16 protein-coding genes are annotated in these 15606 nt (G+C 55.4%); 5 read left to right on the forward strand and 11 right to left on the reverse strand.

Going from position 1 to position 15606, the window contains the following annotated elements; all coding sequences use genetic code 11:
• Positions 1 to 65: 65 nt before the first annotated feature.
• Entirely contained in the window at positions 66 to 929 is an 864-nt protein-coding gene (locus LG297_RS17130; RefSeq protein ID WP_404422383.1) for a DUF4743 domain-containing protein, read from the forward strand.
• Between the two features lie 33 nt (positions 930 to 962).
• Here LG297_RS17130 and LG297_RS17135 read toward each other — a convergent pair whose 3' ends face one another.
• From LG297_RS17135 to LG297_RS17145, 3 genes are all read right to left on the reverse strand, one after another.
• Positions 963 to 1442, reverse strand: coding sequence for a hypothetical protein (locus tag LG297_RS17135; RefSeq protein ID WP_404422385.1), 480 nt, complete (start codon positions 1440 to 1442; stop codon positions 963 to 965).
• A 106-nt stretch (positions 1443 to 1548) separates the two neighbouring features.
• Complete coding sequence (locus LG297_RS17140) at positions 1549 to 2010, reverse strand: methylmalonyl-CoA mutase (RefSeq protein WP_404422387.1); 462 nt, start codon at positions 2008 to 2010, stop codon at positions 1549 to 1551.
• 133 nt (positions 2011 to 2143) lie between these two features.
• Positions 2144 to 2806 (reverse strand): NnrU family protein, encoded by a 663-nt coding sequence (locus tag LG297_RS17145; protein WP_404422389.1) that lies wholly within the window; start codon positions 2804 to 2806, stop codon positions 2144 to 2146.
• A gap of 224 nt (positions 2807 to 3030) precedes the next feature.
• On the opposite strand from LG297_RS17145, the gene LG297_RS17150 reads away from it, so the two are divergent.
• Positions 3031 to 3471: a GcrA family cell cycle regulator gene (locus tag LG297_RS17150; RefSeq protein ID WP_404422391.1), complete on the forward strand. Its 441-nt coding sequence runs from the start codon at positions 3031 to 3033 to the stop codon at positions 3469 to 3471.
• A gap of 134 nt (positions 3472 to 3605) precedes the next feature.
• Here LG297_RS17150 and LG297_RS17155 read toward each other — a convergent pair whose 3' ends face one another.
• Entirely contained in the window at positions 3606 to 5585 is a 1980-nt protein-coding gene (locus tag LG297_RS17155; RefSeq protein ID WP_404422393.1) for a bifunctional 2',3'-cyclic-nucleotide 2'-phosphodiesterase/3'-nucleotidase, read from the reverse strand.
• Positions 5586 to 5787: 202 nt separating this feature from the next.
• The gene (locus LG297_RS17160; protein WP_404422395.1) at positions 5788 to 7089 is read right to left on the reverse strand and encodes an MFS transporter; all 1302 of its coding nucleotides are present in this window, start codon (positions 7087 to 7089) and stop codon (positions 5788 to 5790) included.
• Positions 7090 to 7227: 138 nt separating this feature from the next.
• On the opposite strand from LG297_RS17160, the gene LG297_RS17165 reads away from it, so the two are divergent.
• The 3 genes from LG297_RS17165 (at position 7228) to LG297_RS17175 (ending at position 9552) form a co-directional block, all read left to right on the forward strand.
• Positions 7228 to 8019, forward strand: coding sequence for an AraC family transcriptional regulator (locus LG297_RS17165; RefSeq protein WP_404422397.1), 792 nt, complete (start codon positions 7228 to 7230; stop codon positions 8017 to 8019).
• Positions 8020 to 8033: 14 nt separating this feature from the next.
• Positions 8034 to 8393: a GFA family protein gene (locus LG297_RS17170; RefSeq protein WP_404422399.1), complete on the forward strand. Its 360-nt coding sequence runs from the start codon at positions 8034 to 8036 to the stop codon at positions 8391 to 8393.
• Between the two features lie 229 nt (positions 8394 to 8622).
• Entirely contained in the window at positions 8623 to 9552 is a 930-nt protein-coding gene (locus LG297_RS17175; protein ID WP_404422401.1) for a DMT family transporter, read from the forward strand.
• A gap of 26 nt (positions 9553 to 9578) precedes the next feature.
• Here LG297_RS17175 and LG297_RS17180 read toward each other — a convergent pair whose 3' ends face one another.
• The 6 genes from LG297_RS17180 to LG297_RS17205 form a co-directional block, all read right to left on the reverse strand.
• Positions 9579 to 10469 (reverse strand): ketopantoate reductase family protein, encoded by an 891-nt coding sequence (locus LG297_RS17180; protein WP_404422403.1) that lies wholly within the window; start codon positions 10467 to 10469, stop codon positions 9579 to 9581.
• A gap of 93 nt (positions 10470 to 10562) precedes the next feature.
• The gene (locus tag LG297_RS17185) at positions 10563 to 11492 is read right to left on the reverse strand and encodes a nitrilase-related carbon-nitrogen hydrolase (RefSeq protein ID WP_065702141.1); all 930 of its coding nucleotides are present in this window, start codon (positions 11490 to 11492) and stop codon (positions 10563 to 10565) included.
• A gap of 88 nt (positions 11493 to 11580) precedes the next feature.
• Complete coding sequence (locus LG297_RS17190) at positions 11581 to 12621, reverse strand: extracellular solute-binding protein (RefSeq protein WP_404422405.1); 1041 nt, start codon at positions 12619 to 12621, stop codon at positions 11581 to 11583.
• Positions 12622 to 12711: 90 nt separating this feature from the next.
• Complete coding sequence (locus LG297_RS17195) at positions 12712 to 13506, reverse strand: ABC transporter permease (protein WP_404422407.1); 795 nt, start codon at positions 13504 to 13506, stop codon at positions 12712 to 12714.
• The gene (locus LG297_RS17200) at positions 13503 to 14393 is read right to left on the reverse strand and encodes an ABC transporter permease (protein WP_404422409.1); all 891 of its coding nucleotides are present in this window, start codon (positions 14391 to 14393) and stop codon (positions 13503 to 13505) included. The genes LG297_RS17195 and LG297_RS17200 overlap by 4 nt, the downstream gene beginning before the upstream one ends.
• 2 nt (positions 14394 to 14395) lie before the next feature.
• On the reverse strand, positions 14396 to 15514 hold the full coding sequence (locus LG297_RS17205) for an ABC transporter ATP-binding protein (protein WP_404422411.1): 1119 nt from the start codon (positions 15512 to 15514) through the stop codon (positions 14396 to 14398).
• Between the last annotated feature and the right edge of the window lie 92 nt (positions 15515 to 15606).

Consider the following 15606-nt stretch of genomic DNA (forward strand, 5'->3'; position numbering starts at 1 on the left):
TCTGTGGGAGTCGCGGCACTGCGGTATGATCACACCGCAGTGCGCGCCTACCGACGGAGCCCACCTTGACCTATCTTGACCATATCAAAACATGCAACAACGCCAACCCGGCGCGCTATGTCCCGTTCCGCATCAATGGAACGTCAATGGGGGCCTTGCGTCCGGATTTTGCCAACGCCCTTGTATCTGTCGGCCCCGACTTTGTCCGGGACGACAATGGTGAATTTTGCTTTGCCCCGCATGTCGCAAGTCTTGATGACCGCAACCGGGCACTGGATGCCGCCGCCAAAGCCCTGCGGAACAAAGGCGTGATCCGCCGCCTGCACGGCGAACGGTTCGATATCCGCCCGTCGCTTGGCGATAACCCGCTGTGCCAGCTTGACCGCTCCGCCATGCCCTATTTCGGGTTCCGGTCCTGGGGTGTCCATATGAACGGCTATGTCCGTAAATCCGATGGTATCCATATGTGGGTGGCCCATCGTGCCAAAGACAAACCGACCTATCCCGGCATGCTCGATAACATGGTCGCCGGCGGTCAACCCGCCGGTCTGGGGTTTCTTGAAAACATGATCAAGGAATGCGCCGAAGAAGCCGGCATTCCCGAAAATCTCGCGAAAAATTTGCAGCCGGTCGGCACTGTTTCCTATCTGTATGAAACGGACGAGGGGCTCAAGCCCGATGTGATGGTCAATTACGATCTGGAATTGCCTGCCGATTTCGTACCACGCTGCACGGATGGCGAGGTCGAACGCTTTGAATTGTTGCCTTTGGCCGCCGTCGCCAAAACGGTCCGCACCAGTTTCGACTTCAAATTCAATTGCGCACTGGTGATTATCGACTTTCTGATCCGGCACGGCTTTCTGACCGCCGATAACGAACCGGACTATTGCCAGCTCACCACCGGATTGCATCGCAATCTTTTCCGCTAGAAGATCATGTTGGCGAAGAAACCGTAAAGGGACTCACTGTTTGGTCGGCCGACCACCCATCAGGGCCTCGACCGCCATCAGGGTCAGCTTGGCGCGCAATTCCGGATCAAGCTTGTCCAGGTCTTCCTGCTTGTTGCGCATCGCACTCAGCGCTTCGGAAATCAGTTTGGCGCGCGCGTCATCTGTTGCTGTCGGCATTCGACTTTTCTTTTTGCCAATCTTGGCATCAGCTTCTTCAAGTGCCTTGAGGATTGCGGCCTGCGGATCGTTTGACGATTCCGTCAGCGTTTCGGCCAGCGCCTGCGCACGTGCCTCGTCAAAGGACATGCCGCTTTCCTGATAGGCCATTGCACGGTCTTCGATCCGGCGCGCCTGTTTGGCCTCGGCGGCAGTGCGCGCCGCCATTTCGGGATCGTTCAATTGCAGGGATTGCGCATCGCTATAGGCCTTCAGGGCCTCCCGTCCGCGTTTTCCAACGAAAACGCGCAGCAGCGTCTCCTTTAGCATTCCCATCAATCGTTCCCGTTATGGTTTGGTTGCCCGTGTTACAAGGCAACCATTATATACTCAAAGGGTTTCAGAATCATTGCTGCCCGTTTTCCGGAAAACTTGCGATGATTCATATATGTTGTTCGATGCGCTTTTCTTCAATCTCAAGGATATAGCCCACCAGCGCCTCGCAATCGGCCGTGCCGAGATGTTCAAGATCGAAAACGAAATCAACATTGTCGCGCACCGGATCGTCGGTTTTTCCGACAATGCCAAACTTGATATATTCCGCATCAAGGGCGGCCAGCGACGATATCAGATCGGCAACACCAACCCGGTCATCCGCGTCAAGCGACAGGCGGATCAAAACCAGAATATCGGCATCGCAATCCACTGCCTGCAAGGCAATCGATTGGGCATCGGAATTTTTCGGCGCGATATCGACGTCAAATCCACCATCGGCGAACAGGGTCGCCACACGTTTGTGATGGGGTTCTTCGACCGATGAGGCCGTTGCCAGAAGCAATCTGGGATGACGGCCTTCGATTTCGGCAAAACGGGCAAGATTGGACGCGAGTTCAGGAGACGTCATAACACCTCACAGAAGTAACCTGTCCGGGGTGGACATGCAGCACACCAGTATCCCAATGAAACCCCGGAACTTCAAGCATTGCGGCGTGGTTTCCTGCGGGATTATTCCCTCTGCCACAGATCAGGAAGGATTGTCAGCCCCCCATCACCGCCAAGGGATCGACCCCGATCACATAAGGATGCCCCCAAAGGATCGCAACATAAACCCCGATGCCAAGCACAATATCGCGCCAGCCGAATGCGCCTTTGACAATCCCCGCCAGGTCAAACCGCCGAGTCCCGCCAAGGATTGCCTTATATTCCGCTTCATCCATATGCCGCGCCCGGATTTTTTCCATCCGCCAGAACCCGGCAATGGCAAAAATCGTACTGCCGCCAAAAAACAGGAACGCCACCAGATCGCCATTGGGCACGATATGGCCAAGCCCCCATAAAATCATGCCCAAAAGCAATGGGTGGCGGGTAAACCGGTTGATGCCCGGATGGGTTGGGTCAAATCCTTTTTTTCGTCCAATCGAGAGCGGACAGGGTTGCAGAATGGCCGCCGCCCACAAAATACAGGCAGGCAGCATAAGGATCAGCGTCACATGGTTTTGCCAGATTTCATAGGGCCACAGCGCGATAAACTCCGCATGGCGCACTTCGTAAATCACCCACGCCAGAAGGAACAGCGATGTGACCGAAAACGTTACGATATAGCCAACATGACCGATCCGTGCCGTGATCGCCCCGCGCAAAAGACCCGGTACGATATGCCCCGCCATGAACACCGCGACCGAAACGAAAAACCATGTCAAATGACGATCTCCCCTTTACATTGACGCGCTGTCATGCAAATTGCGCATCTTTCCGCGTGCGGCAAGCCAGTCGGCAAAATGGTCCAAAATGGTCCAAAATGGCTAATACCCTTGCGTCGCGTGATATTAGCGGATACGTCTGTATCCCTGTTTGACTTCGGACAATAAGCACCTGCCTGTGGATTTTCCACCGGGCAGACAAAGAAACACGGAATATACTCGAAATGAGCTGGACGCCGGAAAAGATTGAATTGCTGACCTCGCTCTGGAATCAGGGCTGGACCACAGCACGCATCGGTGAAGAACTGGGCGTTGGCAAAAATGCCGTCGTCGGCAAGGCCCACCGCCTTGGCCTGCCCAAACGCCCCTCCCCGATCCAGCGTCGCGCTGAAGAGAGCGAGCCGAAAAAGGCCCCCGCACCGAAGGTACAAAGCAAAGGCATCAGCATCTTTGATCTGGGTGCAGGCATGTGCCGCTGGCCGTTTGGCGATCCGGGTGATGAAGATTTCCATTTCTGCGGCAAGAAGATCGTGCCGGGCAAGCCCTATTGCGACGAGCATTGCGCAGCTGCCTATCTGAACGGCAAAAGCCCGCGCGAAGACGGCCCGCGCAATGTGCCTGGCCGCCCGAATGCCCCGCATATGACACACGGTGCCAAGAAATAAATACCGATCCCGGTGGCAATAACTGTCACCGCATAGCTGATCAAAAAAGGCACGAACATCATAATAAATGTTCGTGCCTTTTAATGTAAGCCGCCCTCTTGCGATGGGCGGCTTTTTATTCGGGTCAGTCGGTCCTATCTCGATTGAAGAACATATTTCGCAAAGCCGTTCTCATCCTCGCCGATAAAACTGATGTTATCGGGCGCGTCCAGAGCCGACGATGCCCTGGGGCTGGTCACAAACGTCACCTTCGACGCCTCTCCTATCGGGGCGAGGCTCCAGTTGCCATCGGCCTTGGGATCGATTTCCTTTTCCTCAAGGATGTAGTTCGCAAGCACCGTGCGGTTTTCATCGGGAGCTTCGATGATGATGGTTGATCCGTCCAGCCCCGGGAAATTCCCGCCGCCACCGGCACGATAATTGTTGGTCGCAACCACAAATTTCTGGTCCTCGGCAACCGGCTTGCCATCATAGGTCAGATTGATGATGCGGTGCGCATCCTTGTTCACCACCTCGCCCGATGCGTTGTAGCGCGCCGGTTGCGTCACATCGATCTGGTAATTGACCCCGTCAATGACATCGAAATTATAGGTCGGGAATGTCTCGTTGATCAGCGGCTGCTCTTCCCGGCTGTCCGGATCGATCTGGTTGAACTGAACCGCCGACATTTCAAGCCATTCACGCACCTGGGCACCATCCAGCAACACCGCACGCAATGTATTGGGATAGATATAAAGATCGGCCACGTTTTTAAGCGCGATCTTGCCTTCGGGGATGTCGGTGAAATAATCCGGGCCGCCACGGCCACCCGCCTTGAAGGGGGCACCTGCCGACAGGATCGGTATCCCGTCATATTCCGAACCGTTCAGAATCTTTTCCAGATACCATTTCTGCGCATTGGTCACGATCTGGATCGACGGATCATCGGCCACCAGCGCAAAGAAGCTGTTGATCGGGGAGGCCGCCGTCCCGACACCTTCGCGCATATAGGCAATCGTTGCCTGATGCTCTTCCTTGACCGCCTCGATCACGTCCGGGTCTGCTTCGACCAACGGCGTGATATCGCGCCCTTGACGGTGATAAATCGGGCGCGCTTCCGAAAGGCTGTCTGTCACCTTCCACTCCCCGGCATCATTGACCGAAAGTGTCAGGTCAATCACGCCAAGATGGCTGCCCCAGAAGCCCGGCATGACCGCCGCAACGCCATTGATCGTGCCTTTGGCCAGATCGACACCATCGATATCGGAATAGGTATCGGACGGAAACACCGTGTGCGCATGGCCAAACAGGATGGCATCAATGCCGTCAACCTCGCTCAGATAATAGGTCGCGTTTTCTTCCATACCTTCGCGCGCCAGTGTGGACAGGCCCGAATGCGGCACCGCAATCACGATATCCGCACCTTTCTCGCGCATTTCCGGCACGTATTTTCTGGCCATCTCGACAATGTCCTTGGTCACGACATTGCCTTCCAGATTGGCTTTGTCCCATTGCATGATCTGCGGCGGGACAAAACCGATCACCCCGACGGTGGCTTCGTGCGTTTGGCCGTCCATATCGGTAAATTCGCGATCCAGCAGGACATAGGGCTGGAAATACGGCTTGTCGTTATCGGGATTGTCGTCGCCGTCATCGACAAAGACATTGGCACTGACATAGGGGAAATTGGCCCCCGCAAGGCTCTTGTCCAGAAAATCGAGGCCATAGTTGAATTCGTGATTGCCGATATTGGCCGCGTCATAACCCAGCAAATTCATCGCCTTGTAAACCGGATGGACCTCGCCCTCTTTCAGGCCGTGACGCTTTGCCATGTAGTCGCCCAGCGGGTTACCCTGTATCAGGTCGCCATTATCGATGAAAACGACGTTTTTGGCCTCGCCACGTGCCGTTTTCAACAATGTCGCCACCTTCGCCAGCCCCACCGTATCGGACTCGCCGTCACGATAATAATCGTAATTGACCAGATGCGTGTGAATGTCGGTGGTTTCCATAATGCGCAGCGAAACCGTGCTGTCGGCCAGCGCCGTGCCACTGGCCAGCACCAATGTCAGTGTAACTGTTGCCGACATAAACGATCCCGCGACGGTACGACTGATCGGGCGAAGATTTGACATATGTGTGGTCCCTGTTGGTGCGATACTCGAAACCGGGGTGCAATTATATAATCCGGTTGCCCCCCGACATTATTATTGTTCATTCGGCCAGGTTTTGAAGATTTTGCGGCAATCTATTGATAATGACAAACAAAACCGCCCGCCGGTTCCATGAAATCCCCGGCGGGCGTCATTATTTTTGTCATTCTTTGATCGCGAAATCCTATTCCGCGGGGCGCAGTGCCCTGGCTGCCCTGGCGGGAACACCTGACCTGTATCCCATAACCACCTCGTTCCCCGGTTCCGGGTCATCTGGCACATTCAGTGCCAGGATCAGCGAAACCGCCGCCATCGCCGCCCCGGCCAGGAACACCGCCGACGGCGAAATCAGCCACAACATCCCGAACACCACCGGGATAAACACCGCCGCAATATGATTGATCGTAAAGCTGACACCCGCCGTCGATGAAATATCTCCCGGATCGGCGATTTTCTGGAAATAGGTTTTGATCGCAATCGCCATCGCAAAGAACAGATGATCGATGACATAAAGCGCCCCGGCCATCTTGTCGCTTTCGACAAAGGCATAGGACACAAATACAATGAACAACCCTATATATTCAAATGTCAGGGCCTTGCGTTCGCCCCACTTGCCGATCAGCTTCCCGATCTTGGGGGCCATCACCATATTGATCGCGTGGTTCAGCAGAAACAGAAGCGTAATGGTTGCGGCGTCATAGCCGAATTTCTCGACCATCAGGAACCCGGCAAACACGGTGAAAATCTGGCGGCGTGCCCCGCTCATGAAGGTCAGGGCGTAATAAAGCCAGTACCGTTTACGCAGGATAAGCTTTTTGGTCTGCGGGTGGGCATCGGCAAATTTCGGAAACGCCATCCATGCAAACAGCGCGGCAATAACCGTCAAGGCCCCGCCAAACAGATAGACATAGCGATATTCGACATCGAGAAGTTCCAGCATCGCCCAGACAATGCCGAACATCACCAGCGACGATAACGATTTCGCCGAAAGCTGTCGGCCCATCACCATCGCGGTGCGTTCCTTTTTCACCCATTGCAACGATAATGCCTGCTGCATGGTTTCAAAATAATGGAACCCGATCGACATCAGGACCGTGGTGCAATAAAGCCCGACGACCGTGGGGAAATAGCCTGAAATCGCCACCCCGATCCCCAGCACCAGAAGCGAAATCAGCGCAAATGTCTGCTCGCGCAGGATGATCAGCACAAAAATCGCGGTAAAGGCCATAAAGCCCGGAATTTCACGTAAAGACTGTAAAATACCGATCTCGCGGCCGGTAAAATCCGCCATCTCGACCGAAAAGTTGTTCAACAACGCCATCCAGGTCGAAAACGACAATGGCATGGCGGCCGCCATGAAAATCAGCAGCACCTCAGGGTTGCGCCATCCCTTGTGCGCAGCAGCCGTAGCCGACAAATCAGGATTACCCGGCACCTCGATGGGGGCGGCGTGGGTGCTTGTTTCCGGTGGCAAATCCTTGGACATGATGTCTCCCCGCACGAAACCGGTGGCAATCGGGGCACGTGCTTTTATGTGTTTGGTTGGAAGGACTTCAAACTAGCGTTGCCGCGCACGTCTGTCTTGCGATAATCTGCCATCATATAGCGTAAACAGGACATTCTTATGGATGGATCACGGGATACCCCGAAATATCCGCAACATTCCCGTCCCCGGCCCGATCACCTGCCGCGCCCGGTTTATGTCCGTATGAGCGACCTTCCCGCCGGGTACAGCATCGGCGCGCACAGCCACGACTGGCATCAATTGATTTTCGCCATCGAAGGCACCATGACCGTCACCACCAAAGCCGGCATCTGGGTCGTCCCGCCCCAGCGCGCGGTCTGGGTGCCGCCGGGCGTTGAACATGCCGTCAGTCACGCCACCTTCACCCGTGCGCGCCATATCTATATCGATAAAAATGCTCCGGTAGATTTACCCGATCACTGCACGGTGCTTGAAGTCAGCCCCCTTCTGCGCGAGTTGATCCGGGCCGCGACCGAAATCCCGATTGAATATGACGAAGCCAGTTCGGATGGTCGCCTGATCCGCGTGCTGCTTGATCAGCTTAAACCGCCCAGAAACGATAACCTGCATCTGCCCGCGCCCAAGGACCTGCGTCTGGCCCGCATTTGTGAACAGTTGCAGGCCAATCCTTCCGATAACCGCACACTGGACGAATGGTCACGTGATTGCGGTGCATCGTCACGCACCCTGGCCCGCCTGTTTCAACGAGAAACCGGTATGCCGTTTCGCGACTGGCGGCAAAAGCTGCGCCTGCTTTACGCGCTCGAAAAACTGGCCCATCATCGACCGGTAACCGAAGTTGCCCTTGATCTCGGCTATGAAAACACCTCGGCCTTTATCGCGATGTTTCGCAAGGCAACCGGCAAAACACCGGGCGGATATTACCGATAACGCAGGAGGATAAAATGAGCGAGAAATCATATGCTGGCGGTTGCCAGTGCGGTGCCGTGCGCTACACGGTCGACAAACTTGATCTTGACCAGACCATCACCTGCAATTGCTCCCGCTGCCAGAAGCTCGGGTCGGTTCTGGCCTTCACGCCGCGGGATAATTTCGTGCTGAAATCGGGCGAAAACAATCTGACGGAATATCTGTTCAATGCGAAAAAGATCAGCCACCAGTTCTGCAAAACCTGCGGTATTCAAAGCTTCGCCTATGGTGAAATGCCCGACGGTGCCAAAATCGCCGCGATCAATGTCAATTGCCTTGACGATGTCGACCCGCGCAGCCTCACCCCGCATCATGTCGATGGCAAAACTCACTGATAACTCCCAAGGAACCATGCAGAATCGTCATTCCCACGAAAGTGGGAATCCAGGCAGCTCCGAAGGAACAGATGACAATTGGTGTATAGACTGCGCGCGATCCCCAAAACCGATCACTGAGTTTCCCTCTACCCTGATATGAAAAAATCTCAGTATTTCACACAGCTTATTCAGGTTACTGCTTGTTTGGCGGGACATCCTTCCCGCCAAATGCAGGATGATCCCGAAAATGGGCAGTGTATGGTCCGGGATCGGCTTGCGGCTTGCCGCCACCGGTCTGTTTGCAGTGATGAGTTTGTTTGTCCGTCTGGCCTCGTTCGAGGCACCGGTCGGGCAAATCATGTTCTGGCGAAGCTCTGTCGCCCTGATCCCTATCGTCCTGTATCTGATGTGGCGACGCCAGTTTCCGCGTGGCCTCCGTACCGCCCGGCCGTTCGGGCACCTCAAACGCAGTACGTTCGGCCTTGTGTCGATGTTCTTTTCGTTCCTGTCGCTGGCCTATCTGCCGCTTGCCCTTGCGACGGCTCTTGGCTTCCTCGCCCCGCTTCTCGTCCTGCCGGTCGCGATGATCCTGCTGCGCGAAAAGCCCGGCATCGCGGTCTTTACCGCGACCTTTGCCGGTTTTGGAGGGGTGTTCCTGATGCTGTGGCCGACATTCTCGACACCGGGCATTGATACCGGCGTTCTGATTGGCATCGGGGCGGGTCTTGCCATGGCAGTCACCACCGCCTTTGCCAAGGTTCAGATCAAGGCCCTGACCAGCACGGAATCCGCTGGCACGATTGCGTTTTATTTTGCCGTGATCTGCTCGCTTGGCGGATTGCTGACCCTGCCGTTCGGCTGGGCCGACCCGTCGCCTGAAATCCTGATGTGGCTGATCGGGGCGGGGTTGACCGGCGGTCTTGCCCATATCTTCATGACCGAGGCACTGGCACGTGCCCCGGCATCGACATTGGCGGCCTTCGAATATACCGCAATGATCTGGGCCCTGCTGCTGGATGTCACGGTGTTTGGCCTGCTTCCCGAACCGGTTTCCCTGCTTGGTGCTTTCCTGATCGTGCTGGCCGCGGCCATCGTGATGTTTGGGGACAGGATCGGCGTGCCTGTTCCCAAACCCGATATCGCAGCCGCCCAGACACAGGGCAAGCCGGGGGAATAGCCCTCCGGCCCCTCACAAAGCCCGGATCAATCCCGGCTTTCGCGCAATTTGGTCATCGCATGCAGGGCAAGATTGGTCGGTGTTGGAATACCAAGTTCCGCCCCCTTGCGCACGATATAGCCGTTCAGGAAATCGATCTCGCTGATTTTGCCTCGCGCCAAATCCTGTGCGGTGGATGAATATTGCCCTGGCATGGTTTCGGCGATCTTTTCGATCGCGCCCCAGACATCACCGGGTACGGTCACTCCGCATCCCTTGGCAACCGCAAGGCATTCATCAACCGCATTGCGCATAACATCCCAAATGCCCTCGCCCTGCACCAGCGCGCCATAGGGCATCTGCGATATTGCCGATAACGCGTTATAGGCACAGTTCAAAATCATCTTGGTCCAAAGTGCGCCTTCGGCATTGTCCGAAATCTCGACCGGGATATGCGCCGGGCGCAGCGTTTCGGCAACTTTGTCGCTTTGCGCAGACTGCCCGATCACCAGTTCACCGCGCCCATGATGTTTGACATGCCCCAGCCCCTCCATACTGGTCGCGACATACACCACCGTCGGGATCACCGGCAATCCGATCACGGCGGATAACCGTTCGGCGTTATCAACCCCGTTCTGAAGGCTCATGACAATGGTATCAGAGGCCAGAAACGGCTTGATCTGCGCTCCGGCATCATTGGTATCGGTGGATTTGACACAAAACAGAACCAGACCGGCACCGGCAATTGCCGCCGCATCGGTGCTGGCGTTCATTTCAACATACTCTTGTGTTCCACCAAAATCCAAAAGCAGCCCGTCACGATTGACGGCATCGACATGGGCTGGCCGCCCGATCAGGGTCACATCATGCCCGGCACGCGCCAGCATCGCCCCGTAATAACAGCCAACGGCACCTGCCCCCATCACCGCGATTTTCATATCTTTTATCCTGCCTGGGGTTTTACCAATCAAAGCTCTTGCGCCGATCAGATGTCAAACGCGGCATCAATCGACGACACTTTCCGCCACAGATCAAGCCCCCAACGTCACAACCGACACATGATCGGCCTTCCAGCCCCCCGGCCAAACTTCCGCATCCCCGCCGCGAAGCTCGCGGATCAAACCGATAGGAACATCACGCGCCAGCAAAAGCGGCCCGTCACCCCCATCGTCAAAATCCGGCGCGACATGGGCAAAAACCCCGGTATGGCCAAGCTGCGGCTCGCAAGGAGTAAATACCGAACAGCCGGAATAATTCGTCGGGTTCTGGGTGGTCTGGTTGGCGGTTCCCGTCGTGCCGCATACCGCAATGCTGCACATCAATTCAACCGCACGCGCCTTGGCACAGCCAAACACGCGATGATATCCCGATGGCGTTGCCGTCATGGAAGGCACCAGCAATACATCGATATCAAGCGGTGCCAGCAGACATGAAAGCGCTGGCATTTCGATATCAAGGCAAATCAGCACCGCAATCCGCAATCCCCGCCAGTCAAATGTCGCAAACCTGCTGCCCGGTGTCAGGTTCCAGTTATCGGGTTCCTGTTCACCCGGCGTCAAAGACATTTTGTCCTGAACAATGCGCGTGCCTTCGGGTGTGAAAATCATCGCGCTGTTGGTCTGGCCCCGTTCCGGTTTTGCCGGATCGACATGATGGGGCATGCTGCCTGCCACCAGAACCATGTCATGCTTTATTGCCAGTTTTGCCGCGTGATCGCAGGCCGCACTGGCATGATCGGCCATCCATGCCATTTCCTGATCGGTGCGCAAGCCGTCGGGCTTGAACGCCAACCACTGTTCTGATGCATATTCCGGCATGACAAAGATATTTGCCCCGTCCGCCTCGGCCATTTTGTGATCAATGTGATCGACCCAGTCCTGCAAACCGTTCAACGGCACCCCCAAATTGGTCGCCCAAAGGGCAATCGAAACGCTATCGCGGTTTGGCATATCGGTCGTCATGTCATCTTGTCCCATTTGTCGCGAATGTCACCGGACCGGCACAAAGCCGCCCAGTGACACATCTTTTCTTAAGGCAGCAGCCTCGACCCTAGTTCTTGAGCTTGGTCCAGACACGGTTGCGCAAATCGCGCGCCTTGGCCGAGCAATTCTGTCCCGGTATCAGAAGGCCGGCATATTCTTCGGGCATATTGACCGCCGGATCATTTTTCAGCGACTCATCCATGAAGGCGTCTGCGCTCCTGATCCCGTTCATGTAACCGGCATAGTTCGACGCGGCGGCGGCGTTTTCCGGCTGCATCATCCAATTGATAAAGGTTTTCGCATTCTCAAGGTTCGGCGCACCGGTCGGCACGACGAAATGATCCGACCAGTAAGTCAGGCCTTCTTTGGGATACACAAACACTGCCTCGGGAATAGTTTCCTTGGTGCGATGTGCCGCCCCGTTCCACTGCATATGCATCTGCACTTCGCGGGCAGACATGCGGTCAATCGTGCCTTCGGAGCTGTAAACCGCAATATAAGGCTTTTGTTTCAGCAACACGTCGAGAACCTTTTGCGCCTCGACCGGGTCTTCCGTGCATTTTTTGACCCCGATATAATACGACGCCGCATTATACATTTCGACTTCATCATTCAACGCGCCGATCTTGCCCTGAAACTCTTCGCGCGGCTCGAAAAACTCTTTCCAGCTTTGCTCTATCTCGGCATCAGTCGCAGCCGCGTCATAGGTAAAGCCGGTGGTGCCCCACAAATAAGTCACCGAATATTTCCGGTCCGGGTCGTATTGCATCGTGTCATGCGGTTTGGCGACATTCTTGAAGTTTTCAAGGCTCTTAGCGTCAAATTCGGTCGCAAGCCCGTCTTTGATCATGGTGTCGACCATATAGTCCGATGCCACCGCGATATCATATCCCGATGCCCCGGCCTGCAATTTCGCCAGCATGGTTTCATTGGAATCATAGACATCAAGCGTCACCTTGATCCCGGTATCGGCTTCGAACTTTTCAATCAGTTCCGGCGGGAAATAGTTCGACCAGTTATACAGGAACAACTCGCCGTCGGCCTTCGCCGCCCCGGCAGACAACAACGCAAGTGCTGATGCTCCCAGAAGTACAGAACGTATGTTCATCCTAAGACTCCCTGTTTTGGACGGTCCCATGTTGATTATTTGCGACCGGCCCGTCCGTAAAACGGTCGCGTTCTGGGGAATGGTCCCTAATCAGTAACGAATGCGGTCAATCAGGAACGAAACGCTGACAAACAGAATCGACACCACCAGCATCAGGGCCGAAACCGCGTTTACCTCTGGCGTGATACCAATACGGATCATGCCAAAAATATAGATCGGCAATGTTGTCGCCCCGGCTCCGCCGACGAAATAGGAAATGACAAAATCATCCAGCGAAATGATGAAGGACAACATCGCACCCGAAATGATCCCCGGCCACAATAACGGCAATGTCACACGCCGGAACGCTTTCCATTCATTGGCATAAAGATCAGTTGCCGCCTCGACCAGTGATGGGTCCATTCCTTCAAGCCGGGCCCGGATCGGCAGATAGGCAAACGGAATGCAAAACACCGTATGTGCGGCAATCACACTGATCAGACCAAGCTTTACGCCCAGCGCCACAAAGAACAGCAAGGTCGCAATCGCGGTCACAATTTCCGGCACCAGCAAGGGCAGCGCCAGCATCGCCGCCACCCCGGTTTCACCACGAAACCGCCTGCCTGACATGCCCAATGCCGCCAGTGTCGCGGCAAGGGTCGCAACCACGGTTGCCGAAACAGCAATGATCAATGAATTTCGTGCCGCGCGCAGCATATCGTCATTGCCAAGTGCCACCACATACCAGTCGGTGGTAAAGCCGGTCCAGATCGTCGCCAGCCGATTTTCGTTAAACGACAACACAATCAGCACGACAATCGGCAGATACAGATAGGCAAAGAAAAAGATCGCCATCGGCGTCACGCCGCGAAACCGCCATAACGGGTTGGAGGAATCAACTTTCATGATTTTTCCTCCGGCAGGGATTTGAACTTCATCGAATAGGCCATCATCGCCAGCAACACCACCGCCAACAGAACAAAGCCAAGCCCCGCCCCGAATGGCCAGTTACGCGCCGATCCAAACTGGCTGCCGATCAGATTGGCGATCATCATGAATTTGCCACCGCCCAGAAGCTCGGGTGTGACATAGGCCCCAAGACAGGGCACGAATACCAGAATACATCCGGCAACAATCCCCGGTGCCGCCAATGGCAAGATGACCCGTGTCATCGCGCGCAGCTTGTCCGCGCCCAGATCGAATGCTGCCTCGATCAACCGATGATCAAGCTTTTCCAGGCTGGCATAGATCGGCAAAACCATGAATGGCAGATAGGTATATGTAAGCCCGATCGACACGGCATAGGGCGTGTAAAGGATGTCAAGCCCGCCGGTTTCCCATCCCAATGCGCCCAGCAGATTGTCAAACAGCCCGCCATTGCGCAGCAAAAGGATCCACGCATAGTTGCGCACAAGGATGTTGGTCCAGAACGGAATGGTTACCAGAAAAATCAAAAAGTTCCGGCGGCTTTGTGGCTGGATCGAAATGTAAAAGGCGGTGGGAAATCCCAGAACAAGGGCAAAGACCATGGTCATGGCCGACAGGCCGAACGACCGCGCGAAGACCTGAAGATAATCGGTATTGACCATCAGGTTATCCATCAGGTCGCGTTCAAAGATGAAACTGATATAGGCATCAAACGAAAAGACGCCCCAGTTCACCCCGCCATATTCCCCGCGTTCAAGGATCGACACATAGGCCATCTGCATCAGCGGCACGGCCATAAAGAACCCGATATAAACAACCGCCGGGGCAATCAGCCAAAATCGTTTGCTGCGAAACAGATTGCCCATGATCAATCCACCAGCACGCGGGCGGCGTCGGCAGGGATAGTCACCGAAACGGGGGCACCCTTGGCAAAATTGCGGGTTTCGTTCCGCGCATCCGCATTGCCAGCGGAATTCTGCATCCTGACCCGCAGGGATTGCTGCCCGCCGCCCAGTTCAATGTGATAGGCCGTATCGGTCCCGATATAGACCACGCCAGCAACCCGGCCTTCCAATCGGACTTCTTTGGGCTCGCCTGCCGGACCAAGGCTTAACCGTTCCGGGCGGATGGATACCGTTACCTGGCCGGATTTCTGCGGCGCGGTTGTCGCATCGCCAAGCGACACGTCCCCGACACCGTCAACCCGCAACATCAGATCGCCCTGCGCCGATGTCAAAAGTTCCCCGGTCAGGAAATTGCTTTCGCCAATGAAATCGGCAACGAAGCGATGGGTCGGTTGTTCGTAAATCTCGCGCGGGGCACCAATCTGCAAAATATGACCGGCCTGCATCACCGCAATCCGATCAGACATCGCCAACGCTTCTTCCTGATCATGGGTGACAAAGACAAAGGTGATGCCGGTTTCGGTCTGCAATCGTTTCAGTTCGATTTGCATTTCCTTGCGCAATTTCAGATCAAGGGCGGACAATGGCTCGTCCAGCAACAGAACCTTGGGGGCCGGGGCAAGGGCACGTGCCAGTGCAATCCTTTGCTGCTGGCCGCCCGAAAGCTGGCTTGGGCTTCTGTCGCCATATTGTGCAAGCTGCACCAGTTCCAGCATCTCGTCGGCGCGCGCATTGGCCTGCTTGCGATCAATGCCCTTCATCTCAAGTCCGAATGTGATGTTCTGGCGCACGGTCAAATGCGGAAACAGCGCATAGGACTGGAAAACCGTATTGATCGGCCGTTTATAGGGGGGCAAGTCCTGCAAGGCCGCACCTTCGAGCAGGATTTCACCCGATGTCGCCTGCTCGAACCCGCCGATCAACCGCAACAAGGTGGTCTTGCCACAACCCGACGGGCCAAGCATCGTAAAAAATTCGTTCTGGAATATATCAACAGAGACATCATCAAGCGCCTTAACAGCGCCCGCGCCACTGCCGAAAGACTTGCTGACAGATCGTGCCGCAACAACAATTTCTGGCATATGCACCCCTGATTTGATTTTCTAAAAATCATACAGGAAGGGGGATGTCATGCAACGCTGTGGCGTATGTTACCCACCAAACACAAGCTATT

Origin of the sequence: Thalassospira australica, assembly GCF_044790785.1 — a bacterium.
In the GTDB taxonomy this organism is placed as follows: domain Bacteria; phylum Pseudomonadota; class Alphaproteobacteria; order Rhodospirillales; family Thalassospiraceae; genus Thalassospira; species Thalassospira australica_A.

Coding starts and splice junctions, on each gene's coding strand:
- LG297_RS17135 (WP_404422385.1), bottom strand. CDS start 1,442: ATGGGAATGCTAAAGGAGACGCTGCTGCGCGTTTTCGTTGGAAAACGC.
- LG297_RS17140 (WP_404422387.1), bottom strand. CDS start 2,010: ATGACGTCTCCTGAACTCGCGTCCAATCTTGCCCGTTTTGCCGAAATC.
- LG297_RS17150 (WP_404422391.1), top strand. CDS start 3,031: ATGAGCTGGACGCCGGAAAAGATTGAATTGCTGACCTCGCTCTGGAAT.
- LG297_RS17155 (WP_404422393.1), bottom strand. CDS start 5,585: ATGTCAAATCTTCGCCCGATCAGTCGTACCGTCGCGGGATCGTTTATG.
- LG297_RS17160 (WP_404422395.1), bottom strand. CDS start 7,089: ATGTCCAAGGATTTGCCACCGGAAACAAGCACCCACGCCGCCCCCATC.
- LG297_RS17165 (WP_404422397.1), top strand. CDS start 7,228: ATGGATGGATCACGGGATACCCCGAAATATCCGCAACATTCCCGTCCC.
- LG297_RS17170 (WP_404422399.1), top strand. CDS start 8,034: ATGAGCGAGAAATCATATGCTGGCGGTTGCCAGTGCGGTGCCGTGCGC.
- LG297_RS17175 (WP_404422401.1), top strand. CDS start 8,623: ATGGGCAGTGTATGGTCCGGGATCGGCTTGCGGCTTGCCGCCACCGGT.
- LG297_RS17180 (WP_404422403.1), bottom strand. CDS start 10,469: ATGAAAATCGCGGTGATGGGGGCAGGTGCCGTTGGCTGTTATTACGGG.
- LG297_RS17185 (WP_065702141.1), bottom strand. CDS start 11,492: ATGACGACCGATATGCCAAACCGCGATAGCGTTTCGATTGCCCTTTGG.
- LG297_RS17190 (WP_404422405.1), bottom strand. CDS start 12,621: ATGAACATACGTTCTGTACTTCTGGGAGCATCAGCACTTGCGTTGTTG.
- LG297_RS17195 (WP_404422407.1), bottom strand. CDS start 13,506: ATGAAAGTTGATTCCTCCAACCCGTTATGGCGGTTTCGCGGCGTGACG.
- LG297_RS17200 (WP_404422409.1), bottom strand. CDS start 14,393: ATGGGCAATCTGTTTCGCAGCAAACGATTTTGGCTGATTGCCCCGGCG.
- LG297_RS17205 (WP_404422411.1), bottom strand. CDS start 15,514: ATGCCAGAAATTGTTGTTGCGGCACGATCTGTCAGCAAGTCTTTCGGC.